Origin of the sequence: Rhizobium sp. BK212 (assembly GCF_014197475.1) — a bacterium.
Classification (GTDB): domain Bacteria; phylum Pseudomonadota; class Alphaproteobacteria; order Rhizobiales; family Rhizobiaceae; genus Rhizobium; species Rhizobium anhuiense.
Window position 1 is genome coordinate 991,555 of record NZ_JACIFS010000002.1, and the last position, 21,322, is coordinate 1,012,876.

18 protein-coding genes are annotated in these 21,322 nt (G+C 61.3%); 11 read left to right on the plus strand and 7 right to left on the minus strand.

Annotation, left to right across the window (positions count from 1 at the left end):
- Positions 1-280: 280 nt before the first annotated feature.
- Positions 281-1,492 (minus strand): ROK family transcriptional regulator, encoded by a 1,212-nt coding sequence (locus FHT79_RS09800; protein WP_025570021.1) that lies wholly within the window; start codon positions 1,490-1,492, stop codon positions 281-283.
- A 226-nt stretch (positions 1,493-1,718) separates the two neighbouring features.
- On the opposite strand from FHT79_RS09800, the gene FHT79_RS09805 reads away from it, so the two are divergent.
- From FHT79_RS09805 to ugpC, 6 genes are all read left to right on the plus strand, one after another.
- Positions 1,719-2,957 (plus strand): extracellular solute-binding protein, encoded by a 1,239-nt coding sequence (locus tag FHT79_RS09805; RefSeq protein ID WP_025570022.1) that lies wholly within the window; start codon positions 1,719-1,721, stop codon positions 2,955-2,957.
- Between the two features lie 79 nt (positions 2,958-3,036).
- Complete coding sequence (locus FHT79_RS09810) at positions 3,037-3,921, plus strand: sugar ABC transporter permease (RefSeq protein ID WP_025570023.1); 885 nt, start codon at positions 3,037-3,039, stop codon at positions 3,919-3,921.
- Positions 3,921-4,766 (plus strand): carbohydrate ABC transporter permease, encoded by an 846-nt coding sequence (locus FHT79_RS09815; RefSeq protein ID WP_025570024.1) that lies wholly within the window; start codon positions 3,921-3,923, stop codon positions 4,764-4,766. The genes FHT79_RS09810 and FHT79_RS09815 overlap by 1 nt, the downstream gene beginning before the upstream one ends.
- Complete coding sequence (locus FHT79_RS09820) at positions 4,763-5,785, plus strand: SIS domain-containing protein (protein ID WP_025570025.1); 1,023 nt, start codon at positions 4,763-4,765, stop codon at positions 5,783-5,785. Before FHT79_RS09815 ends, FHT79_RS09820 begins: the two co-directional genes overlap by 4 nt.
- A complete protein-coding gene (locus FHT79_RS09825) occupies positions 5,786-6,715 on the plus strand; it encodes a PfkB family carbohydrate kinase (RefSeq protein ID WP_025570027.1) in 930 nt (309 codons plus the stop codon).
- Complete coding sequence (gene ugpC / locus FHT79_RS09830; RefSeq protein WP_025570029.1) at positions 6,712-7,785, plus strand: sn-glycerol-3-phosphate ABC transporter ATP-binding protein UgpC; 1,074 nt, start codon at positions 6,712-6,714, stop codon at positions 7,783-7,785. The genes FHT79_RS09825 and ugpC overlap by 4 nt, the downstream gene beginning before the upstream one ends.
- Before the next feature lie 28 nt (positions 7,786-7,813).
- Here the strand turns inward: ugpC and FHT79_RS09835 are convergent, their stop codons facing one another.
- From FHT79_RS09835 to FHT79_RS09855, 5 genes are all read right to left on the minus strand, one after another.
- Positions 7,814-8,641: a glycoside hydrolase family 16 protein gene (locus FHT79_RS09835; RefSeq protein WP_025570030.1), complete on the minus strand. Its 828-nt coding sequence runs from the start codon at positions 8,639-8,641 to the stop codon at positions 7,814-7,816.
- Between the two features lie 50 nt (positions 8,642-8,691).
- Positions 8,692-10,173 carry a lipopolysaccharide biosynthesis protein gene (locus FHT79_RS09840; protein WP_025570032.1) on the minus strand — a complete coding sequence of 494 codons (1,482 nt, stop codon included), beginning with the start codon at positions 10,171-10,173 and terminating at the stop codon, positions 8,692-8,694.
- Positions 10,174-10,255: 82 nt separating this feature from the next.
- Positions 10,256-11,500 (minus strand): glycosyltransferase family 4 protein, encoded by a 1,245-nt coding sequence (locus tag FHT79_RS09845; RefSeq protein WP_025570034.1) that lies wholly within the window; start codon positions 11,498-11,500, stop codon positions 10,256-10,258.
- Complete coding sequence (locus FHT79_RS09850; protein ID WP_025570035.1) at positions 11,497-12,846, minus strand: glycosyltransferase family 4 protein; 1,350 nt, start codon at positions 12,844-12,846, stop codon at positions 11,497-11,499. Before FHT79_RS09850 ends, FHT79_RS09845 begins: the two co-directional genes overlap by 4 nt.
- Positions 12,843-13,577, minus strand: a complete 735-nt coding sequence (locus FHT79_RS09855) for a Crp/Fnr family transcriptional regulator (RefSeq protein WP_025570037.1) — start codon at positions 13,575-13,577, stop codon at positions 12,843-12,845. The genes FHT79_RS09850 and FHT79_RS09855 overlap by 4 nt, the downstream gene beginning before the upstream one ends.
- Positions 13,578-14,049: 472 nt before the next feature.
- Here FHT79_RS09855 and FHT79_RS09860 point away from each other — a divergent pair, with 472 nt between their 5' ends.
- From FHT79_RS09860 to FHT79_RS09880, 5 genes are all read left to right on the plus strand, one after another.
- On the plus strand, positions 14,050-14,754 hold the full coding sequence (locus tag FHT79_RS09860; protein WP_025570039.1) for a sugar transferase: 705 nt from the start codon (positions 14,050-14,052) through the stop codon (positions 14,752-14,754).
- A gap of 135 nt (positions 14,755-14,889) precedes the next feature.
- Positions 14,890-16,647, plus strand: coding sequence for a tyrosine-protein kinase domain-containing protein (locus FHT79_RS09865; RefSeq protein WP_028756173.1), 1,758 nt, complete (start codon positions 14,890-14,892; stop codon positions 16,645-16,647).
- Positions 16,644-17,666: a glycosyltransferase gene (locus FHT79_RS09870; protein ID WP_025570043.1), complete on the plus strand. Its 1,023-nt coding sequence runs from the start codon at positions 16,644-16,646 to the stop codon at positions 17,664-17,666. The genes FHT79_RS09865 and FHT79_RS09870 overlap by 4 nt, the downstream gene beginning before the upstream one ends.
- Before the next feature lie 6 nt (positions 17,667-17,672).
- Entirely contained in the window at positions 17,673-19,058 is a 1,386-nt protein-coding gene (locus tag FHT79_RS09875) for a polysaccharide biosynthesis/export family protein (RefSeq protein ID WP_025570044.1), read from the plus strand.
- A 125-nt stretch (positions 19,059-19,183) separates the two neighbouring features.
- Positions 19,184-20,653 (plus strand): hypothetical protein, encoded by a 1,470-nt coding sequence (locus FHT79_RS09880; protein WP_025570046.1) that lies wholly within the window; start codon positions 19,184-19,186, stop codon positions 20,651-20,653.
- Positions 20,654-20,838: 185 nt separating this feature from the next.
- Here the strand turns inward: FHT79_RS09880 and FHT79_RS09885 are convergent, their stop codons facing one another.
- Positions 20,839-21,138 (minus strand): hypothetical protein, encoded by a 300-nt coding sequence (locus tag FHT79_RS09885; protein WP_025570048.1) that lies wholly within the window; start codon positions 21,136-21,138, stop codon positions 20,839-20,841.
- Positions 21,139-21,322: the final 184 nt, after the last annotated feature.

Genomic DNA, 21,322 nt, shown 5'->3' on the forward strand with positions numbered 1-21,322 from the left:
GAATATTCTATGACATGAAATGATCGAAATCCAGTTGTCATAAAAAATTCACACAATTGTTATTCGCTGATATTGGAGAAATATTTATAGATATTTCGAAGAGTTCTTTATCATATTGCGAAGAAATTTCTATTATATTCAAAACAATGGAATTTTAGGGGGAGTTAAATATTTATTTATATTTCGGCCGGACGGATTTATTCGCCCGCACCCTCCTAACGAAACTTGCCAACAGCCGGCATTTTTTGCGTTGCACTGGTGTGCAACACTGGCTCCAGCCTCAGGATTGAAGGGAATCCTTCAGGATCGCGGCAAAACGTGGATCGAATGCACGGCTGATCGGCCCGGCGGCGGCACCCAGCGCCACCGACCAGGGATCGGCTATGCCCGGCTGCAGGCGCGGCAGTGTCCGGCCGCGTCGCTCGGCGATCGACGGCAGCAGCGGGCCGATCGCCGCAAACAGCCTGCTTACCAGCGCTTCCGGCGCACTGCCGCAGAGGATCACCGTCTGCGGATCGAACAGCGTCTCGAGGAGATGGATGCTCCAGCGCAGGTCCGCTGCGGCCGCCTCGATCCAGGCGTGGATGCTGTGATCGCCCCTTAAGGCAAGCTCGTTGATCCGCGCATAAAGGTCAGGATCGGCCGGATCGATCGACAGGTGCTGGTAGAGCGAGGCGAGCGAGGCGCGATGTTCGAGCGGCGTCGATTTGCCGTCGGCAAACAGCAATGCCATGCCGATCTCGCCGGCATTGCCGTTGGTGCCGCGGTAAAGCTCGCCGTTCAGAATGAGGCCGGCACCGATGCCATAGCCGACGAAGAGGCAGACGGCATGGTCGAGGCCATGGGCGGCTCCCACCATACGCTCGGCGGTCGCAGCCGCGGCCGCATCGTTCTGCAGGCCGACATCGAGCCCGGTGCCGGCGGCCAGCGTTTCTAGCAATGGAAACTTCTGCCAAGCCTCCATCATCCACGGATCGTCGCCGCTGCCGGCGACCCCGAAGGGTCCGGGCATGGCGGCGCCGAGGCCGACCAGCCGCTTTTCCGATTGCTGGACGATCCCGGCGAGCTTCGACCGCACGCTGGCGACGAGATCAAGGATGACCTTCGTCCCGTTAAACGGACCGCCTGGCGGCAGGCCGGCCTCGTCACGCACGAGAACGCTGCCGACCAGATCGACGGCGACCGCCCGCGTCACATGCCGGTCGATCTGCAGGCCGATCGCAAAGGCGCCCTCGGGCACCAGGCCGTACGGCGTCGAGGGCTGGCCCCTGCCCTTCCGCACCGCCTCCTGCGAACTGACGAGACCGTCGCGTTCGAGTTCCTCGATGATATTGGACACCGTCTGCTTGGTCAGCCGCGTCGCCCGCGCCAGATCGGCGCGTGAAAGCGCACCGTTGATCCTTAGGGCATCGATCATCACGCGCCGGTTATGGGCGCTGGTGCCTTCGTGATTGGTGCCGCTTTTGGCCCGGATCGGTCGACTGTCATTCATCTGCAATTGCCTCTTGACTCCATTAGAATGTTGAAGAAGTATTAAGTCAATACATTTGACTTAATGAGGGACCGGAGAGTCCCAGGGAACGCAGGAAGCCCAGCGAGGCCTCCGACGACGCTCCGAGATGATGGACTGGCACGTTTTCAACACGCGCCTTCTCGAACACCGAGGGCGGCGAAGTCCGCCCTCGGCAATGCGTAAATGTCAAAAACTGGAGGCTGCAATGCTGAAATCCCTTAACAAGACGCTTCTCGGTGCGGCCTTGATCGGCGCATCCTTTGCGCCGCACGCTTTCGCCGAAACGACGCTGAACGCGCTCTTCATGGCACAGGCCGCCTATAGCGAGGCCGATGTGCGCGCCATGACCGACGCCTTCGCCAAGGCGAACCCCGACATCAAGGTCAATCTTGAATTCGTTCCCTATGAAGGCCTGCACGACAAGACGGTGCTGGCGCAAGGGTCCGGCGGCGGTTACGACGTCGTCCTCTTCGACGTCATCTGGCCGGCCGAATACGCCACCAACAAGGTTCTGGTCGACGTCTCTTCTCGTGTCACCGACGAGATGAAGAAGGGCGTGCTGCCGGGCGCCTGGACCACCGTGCAGTACGACGGCAAATATTACGGCATGCCGTGGATCCTCGACACCAAATACCTGTTCTACAACAAGGAAATCCTTGAAAAGGCCGGCATCAAGGCGCCGCCGAAAACCTGGGACGAGTTGACCGAGCAGGCAAAGACGATCAAGGACAAGGGCCTGCTCGCCACGCCGATCGCCTGGAGCTGGTCGCAGGCCGAGGCCGCGATCTGCGACTACACCACGCTCGTCAGCGCCTACGGCGGCGATTTCCTCAAGGACGGCAAGCCGGCCTTCCAGACCGGCGGCGGCCTCGATGCGTTGAAATACATGGTCTCCAGCTATTCCTCGGGCCTGACCAATCCGAACTCCAAGGAATTCCTGGAAGAGGACGTCCGCAAGGTCTTCGAAAACGGCGATGCCGCCTTCGCTTTGAACTGGACCTACATGTACAACATGGCCAACAATCCGAAGGACAGCAAGGTCGCGGGCAAGGTCGGCGTCGTGCCGGCGCCGGGTGTTGCCGGCAAGAGCGAGGCTTCGGCCGTCAACGGCTCGATGGGCCTCGGCATCACCTCGGCCAGCCAGCATCCTGATGAGGCCTGGAAGTACATCACCTTCATGACATCGCAGGCGACGCAGAATGCCTATGCCAAGCTCAGCCTGCCGATCTGGGCGTCCTCGTATGAAGACCCTGCTGTCACCAAGGGCCAGGAGGAGCTGATCTCCGCCGCCAAGATCGGCCTTGCCGCCATGTATCCGCGTCCGACGACACCGAAATATCAGGAGCTTTCGACCGCGCTGCAGCAGGCGATCCAGGAATCGCTGCTCGGCCAGTCCTCGCCCGAAGACGCGCTGAAGTCGGCGGCCGACAATAGCGGCCTCTGAGCAAAGCATGAAACCCGGGCGGCGCCCGCCGTCGCCCGGTTCGCTTTCGATAACCTATGAATGAAGAAGGGTCGCCTCGATGTCGGGCACTTGGCTGACAACCCGCGCGTGGCTTTTGATGCTGCCGCTTCTCGTGGTGATGATATCAGTCATCGGCTGGCCTCTGATCGATACTATCGGCCTCTCCTTCACCGATGCCAAGCTCGTCGGCACGCAAGGAAACTTCGTCGGCATCGACAATTATGCCAAGATGATCTCCGGCTCGAATTTCCAGCGCACGCTGATCACCACCGCATGGTTCGCGATCATCTCGGTCGCCGCCGAGATGGTGATCGGGGTTCTGGCGGCGCTGTTGCTGAACCAGCAGTTTCGCGGCCGCACCGCGCTTCGCGCCCTGATGATCCTGCCCTGGGCACTGCCGACCGTCGTCAACGCCACGCTCTGGCGGCTGATCTACAATCCGGAGTACGGCGCGCTGAATGCCGCACTGACCCAACTCGGTCTGCTGGAGGCCTACCGCTCCTGGCTCGGCGAGCCGGGCACGGCGCTGGCAGCCCTCATCGTCGCCGACTGCTGGAAGAATTTCCCGCTGGTGGCGCTGATCGCACTGGCCGCACTTCAGGCCGTGCCGCGCGACATCACCGCCGCCTCGCTGGTCGACGGCGCCGGTGCTTTCGCCCGCTTCCGCTTCGTCATCCTCCCCTATCTCGCCGGCCCGCTGATGGTCGGCTTGGTGCTGCGCACGATCGAAGCCTTCAAGGTCTTCGACATCATCTGGGTCATGACCCGCGGCGGCCCGGCCAACAGCACGCGTACACTGTCGATCCTCGTCTATCAGGAAGCATTCTCCTTCCAGCGGGCAGGCTCCGGCGCCTCGCTGGCATTGATCGTCACGCTGCTGGTGACGCTGCTTGCCGCCGGCTACGCCGCCCTGGTGCGCAAGACCGCCGGGAGTGCCGCTTGATGGAACGCCAGAGCCCGCTCTTTTCCGCCTTCATCCATCTCTGCGCGCTGCTGCTCGCCGCCGTCATCCTGGCGCCGATCCTGTGGCTGTTCATCATGAGCATCTCGCCGGCCGCCGATCTTGCCGCAAAACCCCTGCGCTGGTGGCCGCAGACGGCGGATTTCTCGCGCTACGCCGTGCTGCTTTCGACGCTCGAAAACAGCGCCGGCGCCGCCTTCACCTCATCGCTGCGCAACAGCATCGAGGTGGCGGGCATGGCGACGATCGCCGCCATCGCGCTTGCGATTCCGGCCGGCTGGGCGGTGTCGCGCACGCCTTCCGTCGGCTGGTCGCTGTCGATGGTGATCGCCACCTACATGTTGCCGCCGGTGGCGCTCGCCGTGCCGCTCTATATGAGCCTCTCCCATCTCGGCATGCTGAACAACGTCTTCGGCCTCGCCCTCGTCTATCTGACAATTCTCGCGCCCTTCACCACCTGGCTGATGAAATCGGGCTTCGATTCCATCCCGCGTGAGATTGAATCCGCCGCGATGATCGACGGCGCCGGCCTGTTCCAGACATTGCGGATCATCACGCTGCCGCTCGCCGCCCCCGTGGTCGCGACGTCCAGCCTCTTTGCATTCCTGCTTGCCTGGGATGAATTCTTCTATGCGCTGCTCTTCACCTCGGACCAGCGCGCCAAGACGCTGACCGTCGCCATCGCCGATCTCGCCGGCGGCCGCGTTTCCGATTACGGACTGATCGCGACGGCAGGCGTGCTCGCCGCCCTGCCTCCCGTGCTGATCGGCCTCGTCATGCAACGCGCCCTGATTTCCGGGCTTACCAGCGGCGGCGTCAAGGGATGAACATGACAGAAGAAACAATCCGGCCGGCCGGACTTGCCGCGATCGATCGCGAAATGGCGCGCCAGCATGTCGATGCGATCGCCTCCTACGAAGCTGCCCGGCCGATGGCGGCCAGGGCCGCCGCCTCGCTGAAGAAAACCGGCCGGCTGCTGCTGATCGGCATGGGCGGCTCGCACGCCGTCAACCGTGCCGTCGAGCCGCTCTACCGCGCGCTCGGCATCGATGCCCTCGCCTTGCCGCTGTCCGAGCAGCTCGGCCAGCCGCTGCCGATCAGCGGCAGGACGATCTTCGTCACCTCGCAATCCGGCGAAAGTGCCGAGGTCGTGCGCTGGTTCGACGAGACCGGCGGCACGGCGGAGACCTTCGGCCTGACGCTCGAAGGCAGTTCCTTCCTTGCAAGAACGACCCCGTCGCTGGTGGGTAGCGGCGGCACCGAGCTTGCCTTCGCCGCCACCCGCAGCCTGACGGTAACCTTCGCCCTGCATCTGGCAATCCTTGCCGCCCTCGGAGAAGATCCGGGCGCCGCGCTTGCCGTCCTCAGGGCGCCTGAAGACCAGGACATCGCCGACGCCCTCGCCGCCCTCGAAAACGTCGCGACCGTCGTCACCTCAGGCCGGCGGCTGCAGGGTGTCGCCGAGGCGCTGGCGCTCGGATTGACGGAACTGTCGCGTCGTCCCTGCTTCTCGCTGGAGGGTGGCCAGTTGCGTCACGGACCGATGGAGATGCTGGGGCCGGAGATCGGCGTCGTGCTCTTCCGCGGCTCGGACGAGACGGCCGGCCTGGTCACCGCAATGGCGGCGTCCGCCGTCGAGACCGGCGCCCCCGTCATCCTGTTCGACGCATCCGGGCAAGCGCCGGTCGCCGGCGCAGTGACGATCCGCTTTGCCCCTGCAACCGGCCTTGTCGCGATCTTCGCCATGCTGCCGGTTGCCCAGCGACTGATGATCGCCTTTGCCGATACCCGCGTGGAGAATGCCGGAACGCCTGTTCGATCCACCAAAATCACCCGGAGCGAATGAATGCGGCCACTTGCAGTCATCGGCAACGTCAATGTCGACCTGATCCTTGGACCGGCCGCCCCCTGGCCGAAGGCCGGGACGGAAATCATCGTCGACCATGACGAATTGCGGGTCGGCGGAGCAGCCGGCAACAGCGCGCTCGCCTGGCAGGCGCTTGGCGTCGAATTCGAGATCGCAGCCAATATCGGCAGTGACCAGTTCGGCCGCTGGCTGAGCGAAGCCTTCGGTCATCGTTCAGAGAAATGGCCGGTACGTCCTGAGAAAACGACACTCTCCGTCGGCATCACCCATCCGGACGGCGAACGCACCTTCTTCACCACGAGGGGCCATCTGCCGCGCTTCAGCATGGCAGACGTCTTCGCGGTCATCGAGGGCGAGAGGCTTCAGGGCGGTTATGCCCTTCTCTGTGGCTCGTTCCTGACCGACGATCTGACGAGAGAATATGACGCCGTGTTCGACTGGGCCGACAGCCATGGCATCACCATCGCCCTCGATACCGGCTGGCCGCTCGACGGCTGGACAGACGAGAATTGCGCGGCGACACGCGCCTGGCTCTCCCGCAGCGGCATCGCGCTGCTGAACGAGGTTGAATCGACGACGCTTGCCGGCATCGCCGATCCGATCGAGGCCGCCCGTCACATCAGATCGCATATGCCGGAGGGTGCGATCGTCGTCGTCAAACGCGGCCCGGATGGCGCCATCGCAATCGGGCCGGACGGCCTCTTGGTTTCGGTGGCCGCACCCGTCGTTGAGGTCGTCGATACGATCGGCGCCGGCGATGTCTTCAACGCCGCCTTCCTCGCCGCGCTCGCAAGCGATGCGCCGCTGGTTTCCTGCCTCATGGCGGGAACCGAGGTTGCCTCGCGCGCCATTTCCACCCTTCCCCGCAACTATGGCGGCCCGATACACCTGCAGGAGCCAGTGCGATGAGCGCACTCGAAATTCAGAACATCCGCAAGACCTATGGCGACGTCGAAACGCTGAAAGGTATCGACATCTCACTGGAAAGCGGCGAATTCCTGGTGCTGCTCGGTTCCTCCGGCTGCGGCAAATCCACCCTGCTGAACATCATTGCCGGCCTTGCCGAGGCGACGAGCGGCGATGTCAGGATTGGCGACCGCTCGGTGCTCGGCGTGCATCCCAAGGACCGCGATATCGCCATGGTCTTTCAATCCTACGCGCTCTATCCCAACCTGACGGTGCACCGGAACATCGGTTTCGGCCTGGAAATGCGCAAGGTGCCGGCGCCGGAACGCGACAAGGCCGTGCGTGATGCTGCAAAGCTGCTGCAGATCGAAAACCTGCTCGACCGCAAGCCGAGCCAGCTTTCCGGCGGCCAGCGCCAGCGCGTCGCGATCGGCCGCGCGCTGGTGCGCAAGCCTGAGGTATTCCTCTTCGACGAACCGCTCTCCAACCTCGACGCCAAGCTGCGCATGGAGATGCGCACCGAGATCAAGCGGCTGCATCAGATGCTGAAGACGACGGTCGTCTATGTCACCCATGACCAGATCGAGGCGATGACGCTGGCCAGCCGCATTGCCGTCATGCGCGACGGCCGCATCGAGCAACTCGGCACGCCGGAGGAGATCTACAACCACCCGGCGACACTCTATGTCGCGACCTTCGTCGGCGCGCCGCCGATGAACCTGCTGAAGGCAACAGTGCGTGACGATCGCCTGGCGCTTTCAGGCTCCGATGCCAGCCTGCCCCTGCCCGCCCGTTTCCGCGAGACGGCCGGCAATGGCCGCGACCTCATCCTCGGCATCCGTCCCGAGGCGCTTCGCACAGGCGGCACCGGCCCGTCGATCAAGGCAAACCTGGAGGTCGCAGAGCTGACCGGCCCGGAACTCGTCGTTACCGTCCTTGCCGGAAATCAGCGCCTGATGGCCTGCCTGCCGCCGCGCACGCCGATCCGCGACAACGAAAAGCTCACCCTCTTTTTCGACGAGGAGGCAATGCATCTCTTCGATCCGGAAACCGGCCTCAGCTGCGGCCGTTAGCGACGGAACGACTATCCCCGTCCCCTGCTCAATTCGCCGCGTCGGTGGGCTTCCGCTGGTAGACGTGGATATAGTCGACGAGCAGGATGGAAGGATTCGGCGTTTCATCGATCGGCCAACCTGAGCCGAGTGCCAGGTTCACCAGCGGATAGAACGGCATATGGAACTCCTTCGGCGTATCGAAGCTCCAGATGAACTGGCGGTCGAGGTAGAAGCTCGTCTTGTCAGCTTGGATATCGACGCCGTAAGTGTGATATTCGCTGTTCAAAATTCCATCCTGGACGGTTTGCCAATGACCACCGGTGGTGTTCTGGCCACCCTGGCTCTGACGCCAGATATGAAAGCCCATGCTGAATTCGTAGGGCGCGCGTCCATAATATTCCAAGACGTCGATCTCTGCGGTGTATTTCGACCGGTCGAGCCCGATGAGCCAGAAGGCCGGCCAGACGCCCTTGCCCGGCGGCAGCTTCATCCGTGCTTCGAAATAGCCGAACTGCTGCGAGAATCCTTGGCCTTTCGGGTTCACCGACGACAACAGGCCCGAACGCCAGGTTCCATCGGCCTCCTTGCGCGCTTCGATCTTCAGAATTCCCTGATCGGTGGTAAACGGAAAGCCGGGGGCCGGATCGGTGAAACGGGCGTCACCGAAATCGCCGTTCCAGGGCGTATGGGCGATCCAGCGAGAGCTTTTCTCTCCCCAGGCCGAAACGTCGAGGCTGTCGAAACTCTCCTCGAACGTCAGTTGGTAGGCATTGATATTGAGCGGCTCCTGGGCGACGCTCGGTTGGCCGGGTAACGCCCCCAGTCCGAGGATGATGAGCAAACCAAAAGCCTTAGAAGATACCTTGTAACGCATTCTGCTCCTCCGAAAACGCCAAACCAATCGTTGGACTGCACTTGTTTCGATCATGAAGTGAGAACCCCGCTTCGTCGCGGCATGAGCCTTTGGACGACGATGGTCTCGATGCCGTCGGGTCTACCGACAACCTGCCACACGAGCAGCGCGAAGGCCCAGAAGATCGCTACTGCCGCCCCGCCGCAAAGCGCCAGGCTGACGACAAGGTTGAGGCCGACAGGCATGGCGGAGAGCATCGGCTCGATCCACAGCAGGAAAGCGATCATCGGCAAGCTCGCGGCCAGAGGCCGTAAAAAGGCATACAACTGAGCGGCAAACGTCGCTCCGATCAGCCGCCGCGTGATGATGAGCGATGCGGCATAGGCGACAAGCACCGCCACGATCCGCGCGCCCAATGCTCCTGCTACCTGAAAATAGACAACGCCCAGGATGGTGACCGGAACCCTGACGGCGAACTCGGCAAACATCCGGAGAGCGAGATAGCGGGTTTTGTTCAGGACCATAGCCAATGGCGGCATCATGTTCGTGGGAAGACCGAGCAGACTGACGATGCACAGCCATTGTAGAATCGGCGCCGCGGATGCCCATTTCTCGCCGACGATAATGCGCACGGACGGCTCGGCAAGAAAAGCGAGCGCGAGGAGGATGGGCGCGGCAACGAAGGTGATCGCGTTCGTCGCCTTCAGATAGGCCGCGATCAGATTCCGACGGTCATCGACGGTCGAGAATGCCGCCATCAGCGGACGCAGTAATGGCCCGACGAAGGTCTGGTATGGAATACCGGCGATGTTGTCGGCGACGCTGAAGGCGCCGAACGTCGACAAGCCGGTAAAGCGCGGCAAAAGCAGCCGGTCCAGTTGCCAGTTGATCGAACTCAGCACCTGCGAGACGGTGTTCCAGCTGATCATGTCCTGAAAGTGCTTCCACTCGGAAAGGCTGAACCTCGGCCGCATCGGCGCAAAGACATAGGAGGTGATCGCCGCGGCGGTCGGGCCTGCAACCGCGCCGATCGCCAGTCCCCAATAGCTGCCGGTCGCGACCGCCACCCCGACACCGAATAGTAGTGTCGACCCCTTGGTGATGAGATCGAGTGCGAACTCGCGTTTGAAATCGAACCGCTGCATGAACAACACCATGCGCGGGCTGATCACACTGCGCATGGCAGGCGCGATGGAGAGCACGGCGACAAGAGAGAAAATCCGGGAATCGTCATAGATCAGCGCCATCGGCCAGGAGATGATCATCATCAGCGTGCTAATGGCCACGCCTCGAAGCAGGCTGAGGGTAAGGGCCGTGGCAAACATATCGTCCGAAGGCGACGGCTGACGCATCAGGGCCTGCGTCAGCGGCAGGTCCAAAATTGTCTCGACGATGACCAGCACCGAGGTCGCGATGGCGACCAGGCCGAAATCCGCGGGGCTCAAAAGCCTTGCCAGGACAAGGAGGCTAACGAAATCGAGCATCCGCGCCAGGAATTTTCCGCTGATGGTCCAGATGCTCGCCGTCGCCGTCCTCTGAGATACGCTTGACATGGTCTGTTTATCTATTCCTCGTCGAGGGTTTGAGAGACGGTTTCGGTCGCGGCGGCAACGCAGGCGGCTCCGCTTCTTCCCGTCAGCCCGGCCGTCTTCTGAAGACGTCGGCGGGTCGGTCGCCATGGATGGATAGTTGTTGCTCGATCAGGCCGGACAGACGGTCGCGGAACACGGCGGAAGAGAATTTCAGCGAGTGCGCGCGGATCGCATGCGGATCGATATCGTCCTCCACCTCTTCGAACGCCGCCATCGTTTCCAGCAGAGCTTCCGTGGTCTGCTCCGCGAAGCGAAAGCCGACCTGCGGCGAGGAAACGGTTTCCCTGGCGCCGCCGGCGTCGAACGCCAGGACCGGCCGCCCCGATGCCATGGCTTCCACCGGCAGGATGCCGAAATCTTCGGTACCCGGAAACAACAGGGCGCGGCATCGCGACAGGTGATCGCGCAGAACGTTGAAGGGCTGATGGCCGAGAAACTCGACGGTCGGTCCGGCAATCGACTTCAGATAAGCCAATTGTTCGCCCTCGCCGATCACCACCAGTTTTCGGCCGGCCTCGGTGCAGGCGCGAACGGCGATATCCGGCCGCTTGTAGGTGGTCAGCTGTCCCGCATAGAGATAGAACTCGCCTTTCCCCTTCCCCACCGCAAAATCATCGGTCGCAACGGGAGGATGGATGACGATGGATTCCCGGTCGTAGAAGCGGCGGATGCGGCTTGCGACATAATCGGAGTTGGCGACGAACAGATCGACCCGCGAGGACGTCGTCACATCCCAGGCGCGCAGCATGGGCGCGGTGATCGACATCAACGCGCGGCCCACCCAGGGAAGGCCATGGCGATAGACATGGAACTGATCCCAGATATAGCGCATCGGCGAATGGCAGTAGCAGACATGGAGGGCATCGGCGCGTGTGATGATGCCCTTGGCGGGTCCGGATTCGCTCGACAGCACGAGATCGTAATCCTGCAGGTCGAACTGCTCGAGCGCGAAGGGCATCAGCGGCAGCATCTTGGTATAATGACGCTGCGCGCCGGGGATCTTCTGCAGGAAGGACGTGCGGATGTTCCGCGTCTTCAGAAAATCGCTGATGCGATCCCGGTTGCAGACGAGGGTGAAGATGTCGGCCTGCGGAAACATGCGGCACAGTTCTTCGACGACCTTCTCGCCGCCGCGCATCGAAACGAGCCAGTAATGCACGATGGCAACCCGCAGCTGCTTGGTTTCGCTTGCGCTTCCGGCCTCCGCGACGCGTCTTTTCGCCATCACAGGCGCATCACCAAGAAATGCTCTCGCGTCAGGAAGAGAGGTTGTTGCTTTAAGGGTCAACTGAATACTCCTTGTATCGCCACACCGTCTGTCAGTTCGGGAACCACATTCGTTGAAATCAGGCTGTGATATTCGGCAAGAAGCGCGTCGCGCCATTCTTCGTGTGTCGAGGCGAGATCCGGCGACAGCCGGAAAGCCCGCTCGCTCATGGCGCGGACCTCATGCCTCGGCATCTGGCTAAATCGCGCCAAACTCTCGGCAAAGGCGCTTTCGTCAGCCGTATCACAGGCAAGCGCCATGCCGGCTCTTTCCATTTCCTCGGCGAGAAAGGCGCTGCGCGACATGATGACCGGCAGACCGCTCCTGGCTGCTTCGATAGCGACGAGGCCGAACGGCTCGGGATAGCGCGAAGGCATCAACAGGGCACGCGCCTTGCGGATGGTCGGGCCAATCTCCGCATGCGACTGCCAGCCCAAGGCCCTGACGTGATTTCCTGACGCTGCGACCAACGGCATCAGCGGCCCGTCCCCGATCACGCAGAGCCTGACGCCGGCTCTGCGCGTGGCGGCCACAGCATCTTCTATGCCCTTCTCCTCGTCCAGCCGCCCGATGAAGACGAACTCGTCGTTGGCCTCCGCCTCGATGCGTATGATGGAGAGAGGAGCGACGGGATTGCGGATCGTCGTCAGCCGCTCCGGTCGATAGCCGGCGCCGACGAGAAAGCTCGCCATCTTCTCGTGCAGCAGAATTATCCGGCCGAAATCGGCCTGATCCTTCAGGCGCCGGAGGATATTGGAGCCGCGGGCGACCCGCCACAATTTATGCGAATAACTTCTCTTGTCGCAGGCCGTTGCGATGCAGCTTCCCCCGAGCGGACGTCGAAGGCAGATTTCCTGCGCCTGATAGTCGAAGAACGCGCCGTTGGGGCAGGCCGTGAAGAAATCGTGTGCGTGAACCACGCATCGCCTGGCGACCGGCATCAGCGCCCTGAAAATTGCCGGAGACAGGATCTGGTGCCAGCCATGCACATGATAGACGGTGTTGGCGGTGTCCTGTGCGGCAATCCAGTTGGCGACCATACGGACGGCGGCGCCATTGTGAATGCCGGTCACGAAAGCCTTGGCACGTTCGGCGCTGAGCAGGTCGCGGCTGTTCAGCCCGACCATCGAGACCCCAAGTGCGGCAAGCTCCGCATTGGCTGCGTCATCCCCGCAAATATAGGTTACAGGGATGCTGAGCCCCCGAAAAAGCTTGGCAGACAACACCGCAAGCGCTGTTGCACCGCCTCTGGCCACCGAGTAGTCGTCGATGATGACGACGCGATCGATTTTTATGGTGCCGGGGCGGGGAAAGCGGCCGAAGCTAGCAGCGGATCGAGGGGCCTCGGGGAGCGATGAGCCCATCACTTCACCGAAACCGCGTTGGCACAGGCCTCCAGCGCCTTGCGGTTGAGAATGCGGATCTTGCCCTGCCCGCCGTCGATGATCTTGCTTTCCCGCAGGCGCCTCAGGCATTGATTGACCTTCTCGCGGGACGCCGGCAGCGTCGCCGCCAGGTCATTTTGCGAGATGATCAGCTCGTCCCCGCTGTTTGCCGCATCTTTTCCATATACGGCGGAGAGCCGCAGCAGCGTACTGGCCAGCCTCGACTGCAGGCTCGACGCCGCATTTGCAATGATCCGGAGTTCAAGCTCTGAAATACGCGCCAGCGCCCTGGAGAAGACCTTTTCGCGAAAGCTGGGGTCGCTGGCGTACATGTCGCGCAGCAGCCGGCCTTCGAAGAAATGCAGTTCGCAGTTGGAACCGGCTCGGTATTCGAGGCTCAAGGCCTGCCTGCGCAGAACCTCGAGCTCGCCGATAAGGCCCGATTTCGGAATGATCTCGACGATGAATTCCCTGCCGTCGGGTAGCATCGTGCTTGCGCTGACCACCCCCGACTGTACGCGCGCAAACGTATCGACGAGAACGCCGGCCCCGGCGATGACCTCGCCGCGCCGGAAACGTCGGACGCTCGATCGGCAGGAAAGAAATTCGTCGTCAATGACGATGCGACTGTTGAGATGAATGCCGCCGTTAGCCGGTACCGCCGCCTTGCCGATGCCGGCTCTGCGATCTGATGCGTGTGTCAACCCGTCCATGCGCACAACTCCCAGTACTCGAATAACCATAGGCAATGCTGCACTGCATCATTTATATTGTCTTAATATGAGAGTCAAATAACATCGGCAAGAGATAACGCAAAGATAAAGTCTACATTTGGTTGAGAAGCAAAAGATACATTATCAATTGCAATCAAAATTTCGGAGAAACCACAAAACCATCGTTCAATCAATGACACATGCTTATTAAACAGTCTTGGTGAATTAAAAATCAGCAATAGCCGAAATGATCACATCAAAACTGTAAATGAATCTGCGACCATTAATCACCGTGAAGTAGGTTAGATTGTCATTAGATATAAAAATAAGCCTATCGGGTGTAGTTGGAATTCACTAATGCCGGTTAGTAGCATAAAGAATTTGTTAAGGATTATGACCTTGGTAACAGACAACCAGGGTGCGGCGCAGCAAACTTTCAACGGTTCTTAATCGGAATGTTTGGAGACCACCGATGACATGGGAAGCACATAGTTTCGAGGCTTGGTCGCGCGTCGAACGACCGCCCGCGAAAGGCGGCGATCTCCATTCGTCCCGGCCTCGTGCAGCGGGCAGATCATCGAAGCGCGCGATAGACCTTTTCATCGCCGTTATCGCCTTGATCCTGCTTTCCCCACTTCTGTTGCTCGTCGCACTGATCGTGAAGATGAGCGACCGCGGCCCGGTCTTCTATTCCCATACGCGCATCGGGGTCGGCGGCGCGCCATTCGGATGCCTCAAATTTCGGACGATGAAGACCGACGCGAGTGCTCAGCTTGCCGAATTGCTGGAAAACAACCCGGCTGCGCGAAGCGAATGGGAAGCGACGCGCAAGCTGAAGGACGATCCGAGAATCACGGCCGTCGGCGAGATTCTGAGGCGGTCGAGCATCGACGAGCTTCCGCAACTGATCAATATCATGCGCGGCGAAATGAGCCTTGTCGGCCCCCGGCCGATCACCGCCGAGGAACTGCCGCGCTACGGCGAGCATATATGGGCCTACATGGCCGTCCGCCCGGGCCTGACCGGTCACTGGCAGACCAGCGGGCGCAATGATGTCAGCTACGAGTACCGGGTTTCCCTCGACGTCCAGTATCTCAACAACTGGTCGCTCGGCCGGGACTTCGTCATCATTGCCAAGACAATTCCCGCCCTGTTTTCGCAGCGTGGCTCGTACTGAGCCTTCAGGGGGAGGGCTGCCGATCATGCCTGAAATCGGAAGACACGCTACTCCCCCCGTCCCCTCCAAGCTGCCAGCACCCGGTCACCCGGTGCCTGGTGACTCCGTGATATCGCCATTTTGGAATAGGACGACATGACCTCGAGCACGATCTTCAGCGGTGTTTCTCCGATATCTCTGCCTCCCGCAGCCACTGGCGGGAATTCGCCGCTGACCTTGCGGGATATGCTGTTCTTTCTCAGAATGCGCTGGCTGTGGATTGTGACGACGACGATCGCCTTCCTCGCAATCGCAGGGAGCTACCTGCTGACCGTCGAGCCGACTTTCGTTGCCAACACGCAGCTTGTGATCTTCCCCCAGGTGAGCGGCTCCGAAGCCCAGAGGGCTTTCGCGGAAGACGCATTTATAGAGGGTCAACTGGAGATTGCCAAATCCAGCGATGTCGTCAGCGGAACGGTAAGAGTCCTTGGTCTCGACACCGATCCTGACTTTGTCGATCAGACGCCTTCGCTGCAGGACAGGGCAAAGAACTGGTTGATGGGAATCTCTTCAGAACCGGACGCATCTCAGGAAACGGCAGACGCAGCCACGAGTGAGAGACGACCGCAGACGGAAGAGGAGCGGACCCACGATCGGGCGATCGCCACGCTGCAGAGTATGATGGGAGTACGCCGGATCGGCAGTTCGACGATCATCGAGATATCGGCGGCAGCGTCCACCCCTCAGAAGGCAGTCGACATCGCCGACACGCTCGCCAGGCAGTATATCCAGAAGAATATCGCGATGAAGGCCAATGCTTCCCGGCAATATAGCGACTGGCTGGCAAAATTCGTAATCGAGCAGCAGCGGGGACTGGCCGAAGCTGCCAGCGCCCTGGCCAGCTTCACCAGCAATCCGCGCGATCAATTCAAGCTTGCGGAACTGCAGAGCGCGACGGACGCTCGCCGCACCCTCTATGAAAATACCTTGAACCAGCTGACCGAAGCCAAGCAGCGCATCACCTACCCGGTGTCCGATGCGACGATCGTCTCACGAGCCACGCTGCCTCTTTCGAAGGAGAGACCACGCAGCACGCTCATCATCGCCTTTGCGGCGGCGGTTGGTCTTGGCGCCGGCCTGGCACTTGCCATGATCAGGCATGCCGGCGATCGCCGGATCGTCCGCCCCCATCAGATCGCGGAAGCCGGTGGGTTGCCCTTCGTCACTTTGCTGTCGACATCGAGGAAGAGCCGGAATGGAGACCCCGCACGTTTCCTCGCCGCCGACACCGGCAGTAGCGACACAGCCGCCTATCCTGTTATTCCGGGCATGGCGGAATTGAGCGCGACGGTCGTCGGTCTTCGGCGCAAACGCCGGGTCGTCATCGGTATAGTCGCCGTCAATCCCGGCAGTGGCGCATCGACCATAGCATGCGAACTTGCGGTGCTGTCGTCGATATCAGGGGCGCACACGCTGCTGATCGATGCGGCCGCGCAGAAATCCTCGCTCAGCAAATCTATCGCGCCCGATAGTTCCACAGGCCTAGTCGATGTTCTCGACAATGGTGAGCTGATTCAGACGGCGGCATTACCGCTCACCCCGACGCTGAAATTCCTTCCCCTCGGCAAGGTCGAAGCGGTGACGCCGGCCATTCGCCTGAGTTCCCGCCGCACGCAGTTGAGCTTTGCCGACCTGAAAAAGGAATTCGACGCCATATTCGTCGATATCTCCTCATTCTCCGCGTCGCCGGATGCCAATGCGATCGCGTCGGAGCTGGACGGTGTCCTCGTGGTGACCTCGCACGGGCACACTTCGATCGACGATACCATGCGCGTCATCGACACGCTGCGGAATGTCGGCGCGGAGATCCTCGGGGCGATCATCAACCATGCGCCGAAGAGAATGCAGTCATGACCTCCCCCTCGGCAGAAGCAACCAGGCAGGACGGGTCGATCGGGCCGGCGCCTGTCCCTTGCGGACCTGAAGCCATGGCGGAGCGCGCAAGCCATCCACTGCGAATGGCCGTGGGGATCGCCTCGGCGGGCCGCCCCTCGATACTGCGGGAGACGGTCGACTATCTGACCACCCTGCCGAACCAGGCTGAGCGGCTGATCGTCTGCGTGCCCGCGATCGACGATGCCGCCGGGCTCGCCGACCGCTGCGATGTGGAAGTCATCGTCGGCAGCCGCGGCCTGACCTCCCAGCGCAACCGGATCATCCAGGCTGCCGCCTTCGATATCGATGTTCTGATCTTCCTGGACGATGACTTCGTTCCCGCCGCGACCTTCCTGCCCCGGATGGCGGCCGTCTTTGCGGCTAACCCCAACGTGGCGATCGCCACCGGCGAAGTCCTGGCCGACGGTGTCCTCGATGGTGGCCTCAGCATGTCAAAGGCCCTGCAGGTCCTTGATACTGCGGGCGAAGCAACCGAGCAGGTGACGGAGGTCTACAACGCCTACGGATGCAACATGGCTGTTCGCCTTTCACCCGTTCTCGAGCACGCGCTGGCCTTTGACGAACAGCTGCCGCTCTATGGCTGGCTCGAGGATGTCGATTTCAGCCGGTCCATCGCCCGCTATGGCAGGTCCGTGCATGTCGAAGGCGCCCGCGGGGTGCATCTCGGTGTCAGATCCGGGCGCCAGCCCGGGCGAAGGCTCGGCTATTCGCAGGTTGCCAATCCCGTCTATCTGATCCGGAAGGGCACGATGTCGAGGGGTCGTGCCGTCGTCCAGATCGGCCGCAACATCCTGGCGAATACGCGGGGCCTCTTGTTCAATGACCGCTTGATCGACCGCTGGGGACGTCTGAACGGAAATTTTCTGGCGCTGTCCGATCTTGTTGTCGGCCGTACCTCTCCGTCCCGCATTCTCGAGTTCGGCAATCCTTCGCCGCGCGAGATGCCGTCGCCATCGATCGCAACGAAACGGAGATAGCAGACAATGCAGCACACATCCTTGTCCGATCGCCTCGTCTCCGTCGCCCTTGCCTTGCTGGTATTCTCCTGCATGACCGGCTGGAGCGTCGCCCATGCGGAAAACTACACTCTTGTGCCGGAAGACCAGGTGAGACTGCGTGTCGTTGAATGGCGATCGTCGGATTCCCGATATGCCAGCTGGGAGGCGCTCGACGGGACCTATGCCGTCGACGATGCCGGCAATCTGTCGATCCCGATCGCCGGCCAGGTGCAGGCGATCGGGAAAACAACGCAGCAGGTCGCCGATGCGATCGCCGGCGCACTGTCCGAAAAGGCCGAACTGCCGGGAAAACCGTTCATCGCCCTGGAGATCGCCCAGCATGCGCCGATCTTCTTAACCGGAACCGTGCAGACCCCCGGGCGCTATGCTTTTGAGGCAGATATGACGGTCATGAAGGCCGTCAGCATTGCCGGCGGCTTCCTTCGGGATCGCGAGGAAAATACCGTCTTCGAGCGCGACCGGATCCAGGCTGCAGGCGCCTATCGAACGGCCATTCTCAACAGGCGCGATCTTCTGATGCGCCAGGCGCGGCTGCGTGCCGAAATTGCCGGCGAACAGAGTTTCGAGATCCCTGCCGAGCTCGTCGGAACGCCCGATGTGGACAAGCTGAAGGCGCAGGAATTGAACCTGATGCGGCTGCGCCGCGTCGATATCCAGAGCCAGATCGACGCGGCGAGCGACCTCGCGCGTCTTTACGGCCAGCAGGTCGAGTCGCTCGAAGCCAAGATCAATTCGCAGAAGCGGCAGATCGATCTTGCGCAGAAGGAACTGGATAATGTCAACAGTCTGGTGAGCAAGGGCCTGGTCAGCAATTCCCGTCAGGTCTCGGTCGACCGCTGGGCGGCGGATGCACAAGGTACGCTGATCGATCTCGAGGTCGCCCTGACCACGGCTCGCCAGGGGCTCAGCGAAGCCGATCGCTCGAAGATCAACATCGCCAACAGGCAGAACAGCGAAAACCAGGAACTGCTGAATCAGGTCAATCTCGCGATCGGCAGGGCGGCAATCGACATCCAGGTGGCGCAGCTCCTCGGCGAACAGGCCGGATACAGCGCTCAACTCGCCCAGATGAATACCGACATGCCGGGTCTTGGCAGAGCACAGAAAAACTACCGGATCGTGCGTCGCAACGACGATGGGACTTATCGCAACATAGAGGCGGACGAGACGACCACCTTGCGGCCACATGATGTCGTCGAAATCGGCATCGACACGGACCTTCAGACGCCACCGCCTCCACTGCAACTGCAGTCCGCGCCGCAGCAGCAAAGCTCGGCAGTCCCGCTGTCTGATGTCGCCGGAGACAATCAGGCGGCTCCCGGCTGGATATCCCAGACGGGATCGAATTAGGGGGCGGCTGTGATCATCGATGACAACAGGCGGCTTTCGCCTCAAGCATCGCGCCGAAAGCCGGATACCGGTTTTCGGCAAACCCGATGCCTTGGCCGTTCGTCCTCCGGATCGGGATCTGAAGCATGTCGATAGAACCGATCGGCTTCCTCGTTCTGCTGCTTGGCCTGCTCACCATGGTCAACGGTGCGCGTTTTTCTATAGCGACCCTCTGCCTGTCGACGCTCTTGGGCGCCGCAGCGGCGCTCCAATTGCCGGCGCTCGGCGGCAGCAGCATCCAGCCGAGCCATCTTCTGGTGCTCTTTCTCGTTGCGGCCGCCCTGCTGCGCCCGGCTCAAACGCAGGCCATACTGACCAGCCTCGCCTATCCAGGCCCCGGCTTCTGGTTTGCCACCTACATCCTGTTTTCCGTGGCATCGTCTTTCTTCTTGCCCCGCATTTTTGCCGGCGCAACCCTCGTCTATTCCTCGGCACGAGACGCATCGGGCATGATGTCGACGGTAGCCGCGCCGCTGGCGCCGGGTTCGTCCAATCTCAGCCAGTCTGTCTATCTGCTCGGCGACCTCGCCTGCTTTGCCGCCGTTTCGGGGCTTGCGAGACTTGGATATGCCCGTTTCATCGCACAGCAGTTGATCGTGGCGTCAATCGTCTGTTTTGCCCTGGCGTTGATTGATATCGGAACCTTCCTGACCGGCCAGTCCTACCTGCTCGATGTCATCAGGAACGCAAATTATACGATGCATACGGCCGAGACGATCAGCGGCTTCAAGCGCATTGTCGGCCCCTTTCCCGAAGCAAGCATGTATGGCGCGGTCGCACTGGCCTATTTTTCCTTCACGCTCATGCTCTGGCTGGAGCGTGTTCAAAGCCGAATGGCGGGACTTGCAACGCTTTTCATCGGCCCGACGATCGTCCTCTGCACGTCGACGACCGCCTATATCGCGGGCATCTTCGTCGTCTGCATGTTCGTGCTGTTCTGCCTGAAACGGCTGATCGGGGGCCCGGCTACGACTGCGCATGTCACACTCCTGGTGATCACGCTGTTCTTGATCCCCTGCGCCATCGTCGCACTCAGCCTTGTCCCCGACGCGTGGGATTCCATCGCCGGCCTTGTGAACACCACCTTATCGGACAAGCTCCAATCGCAATCCGGCGAAGAGCGGACCGCCTGGAATACGCTGGCATTGATCGCATTCGTCGACACCGCTACCTTCGGCGCCGGGCTCGGCACGGTTCGAGCTTCGAGTTTTATCGCAGCCCTGCTCTCTAATGTCGGTTTGACCGGCACTCTGCTCTTCGCCACCTTCCTGTACAGCCTTGTGAGGGCGTCCGGCCGGCACATATCAGGCGATCGGGAAACGCACGCGATCGGAAACGCCGCAATTATGGCATCGATAGCCCAGGTCGCCTCGGCATCGATATCAGGAAGCGGTACCGATCTCGGCTTGCTGTTCAGCACCACGGCGGGCCTGGCGGCCGGCTGCCTGGCGACAACCAATATCTCGCCACGACAGGCGACCCGATCGCTTGCCAACCGGACCCCACTGGAGACATCGACATCTCAGATGAGAGCGCCGATGTTTTCAACGCGATGACGCCCGCCTTGCAGTTTCGCCATGGCGCGAGATGGTCTCGTCGAGCCATCGGCATGCCCGCGCCGGTTCGGAATCGGCCGGCCGCGCCGCATCTTTCAAACATTGCCGGTAATAGCAATTCGTCGGCCGAACGCGATCGCGCAAAACCGTCCCCAGAAGGCTATTCTGCGGATTCTATGTCAAAATCAGCTCTGCTGGCGCTCTCTGGTGGCCGCGACGTTATCTGCGACGGAATTGTTTTGCCGCTGCCTGGCACTACGCCGCACAAACCCCGAAACGAACACGCCTGCCAAGTAGCCGACTTCCATGAGTGCGAGGATGGCAATAGCGGAGAGGATGGCGGCGATCATGGAGGAGCCGTCGGTGAAAACCACGCTGCCGAAGCCGATTGCCACGAGGAAGGCGAAAATTGCGAAAGCCCAGGCACGGATGGAAGCTCCGGCAGCTATCGATATCACCGCTGCCACGACTGCGGTGATCAGCATGACAATTCCCCTTCCCTCTGCTTTCCGACAACGGTCCCGGTACCGACCGTCGTACCGCGAAACACGATGTCGAAACACAGCCTTTTTACAGGCAAGGCACTCTTCATGGCGAATATCTCAACAATGAAACACATAAAAACCGCCGGCGGCCAGACACCCGTTCAGCTCCGCGGCGCTGAACACC

What these genes read in the sequence shown, in the direction of transcription:
- FHT79_RS09815 (WP_025570024.1), top strand. Translation starts at nt 3,921, where the DNA reads ATGGAACGCCAGAGCCCGCTCTTTTCCGCCTTCATCCATCTCTGCGCG.
- FHT79_RS09800 (WP_025570021.1), bottom strand. Translation starts at nt 1,492, where the DNA reads ATGAATGACAGTCGACCGATCCGGGCCAAAAGCGGCACCAATCACGAA.
- FHT79_RS09880 (WP_025570046.1), top strand. Translation starts at nt 19,184, where the DNA reads ATGTCGATAGAACCGATCGGCTTCCTCGTTCTGCTGCTTGGCCTGCTC.
- FHT79_RS09875 (WP_025570044.1), top strand. Translation starts at nt 17,673, where the DNA reads ATGCAGCACACATCCTTGTCCGATCGCCTCGTCTCCGTCGCCCTTGCC.
- FHT79_RS09810 (WP_025570023.1), top strand. Translation starts at nt 3,037, where the DNA reads ATGTCGGGCACTTGGCTGACAACCCGCGCGTGGCTTTTGATGCTGCCG.
- FHT79_RS09870 (WP_025570043.1), top strand. Translation starts at nt 16,644, where the DNA reads ATGACCTCCCCCTCGGCAGAAGCAACCAGGCAGGACGGGTCGATCGGG.
- FHT79_RS09885 (WP_025570048.1), bottom strand. Translation starts at nt 21,138, where the DNA reads ATGCTGATCACCGCAGTCGTGGCAGCGGTGATATCGATAGCTGCCGGA.
- FHT79_RS09840 (WP_025570032.1), bottom strand. Translation starts at nt 10,173, where the DNA reads ATGTCAAGCGTATCTCAGAGGACGGCGACGGCGAGCATCTGGACCATC.
- FHT79_RS09825 (WP_025570027.1), top strand. Translation starts at nt 5,786, where the DNA reads ATGCGGCCACTTGCAGTCATCGGCAACGTCAATGTCGACCTGATCCTT.
- FHT79_RS09865 (WP_028756173.1), top strand. Translation starts at nt 14,890, where the DNA reads ATGACCTCGAGCACGATCTTCAGCGGTGTTTCTCCGATATCTCTGCCT.
- FHT79_RS09835 (WP_025570030.1), bottom strand. Translation starts at nt 8,641, where the DNA reads ATGCGTTACAAGGTATCTTCTAAGGCTTTTGGTTTGCTCATCATCCTC.
- FHT79_RS09820 (WP_025570025.1), top strand. Translation starts at nt 4,763, where the DNA reads ATGAACATGACAGAAGAAACAATCCGGCCGGCCGGACTTGCCGCGATC.
- ugpC (WP_025570029.1), top strand. Translation starts at nt 6,712, where the DNA reads ATGAGCGCACTCGAAATTCAGAACATCCGCAAGACCTATGGCGACGTC.
- FHT79_RS09805 (WP_025570022.1), top strand. Translation starts at nt 1,719, where the DNA reads ATGCTGAAATCCCTTAACAAGACGCTTCTCGGTGCGGCCTTGATCGGC.
- FHT79_RS09860 (WP_025570039.1), top strand. Translation starts at nt 14,050, where the DNA reads ATGACATGGGAAGCACATAGTTTCGAGGCTTGGTCGCGCGTCGAACGA.
- FHT79_RS09855 (WP_025570037.1), bottom strand. Translation starts at nt 13,577, where the DNA reads ATGGACGGGTTGACACACGCATCAGATCGCAGAGCCGGCATCGGCAAG.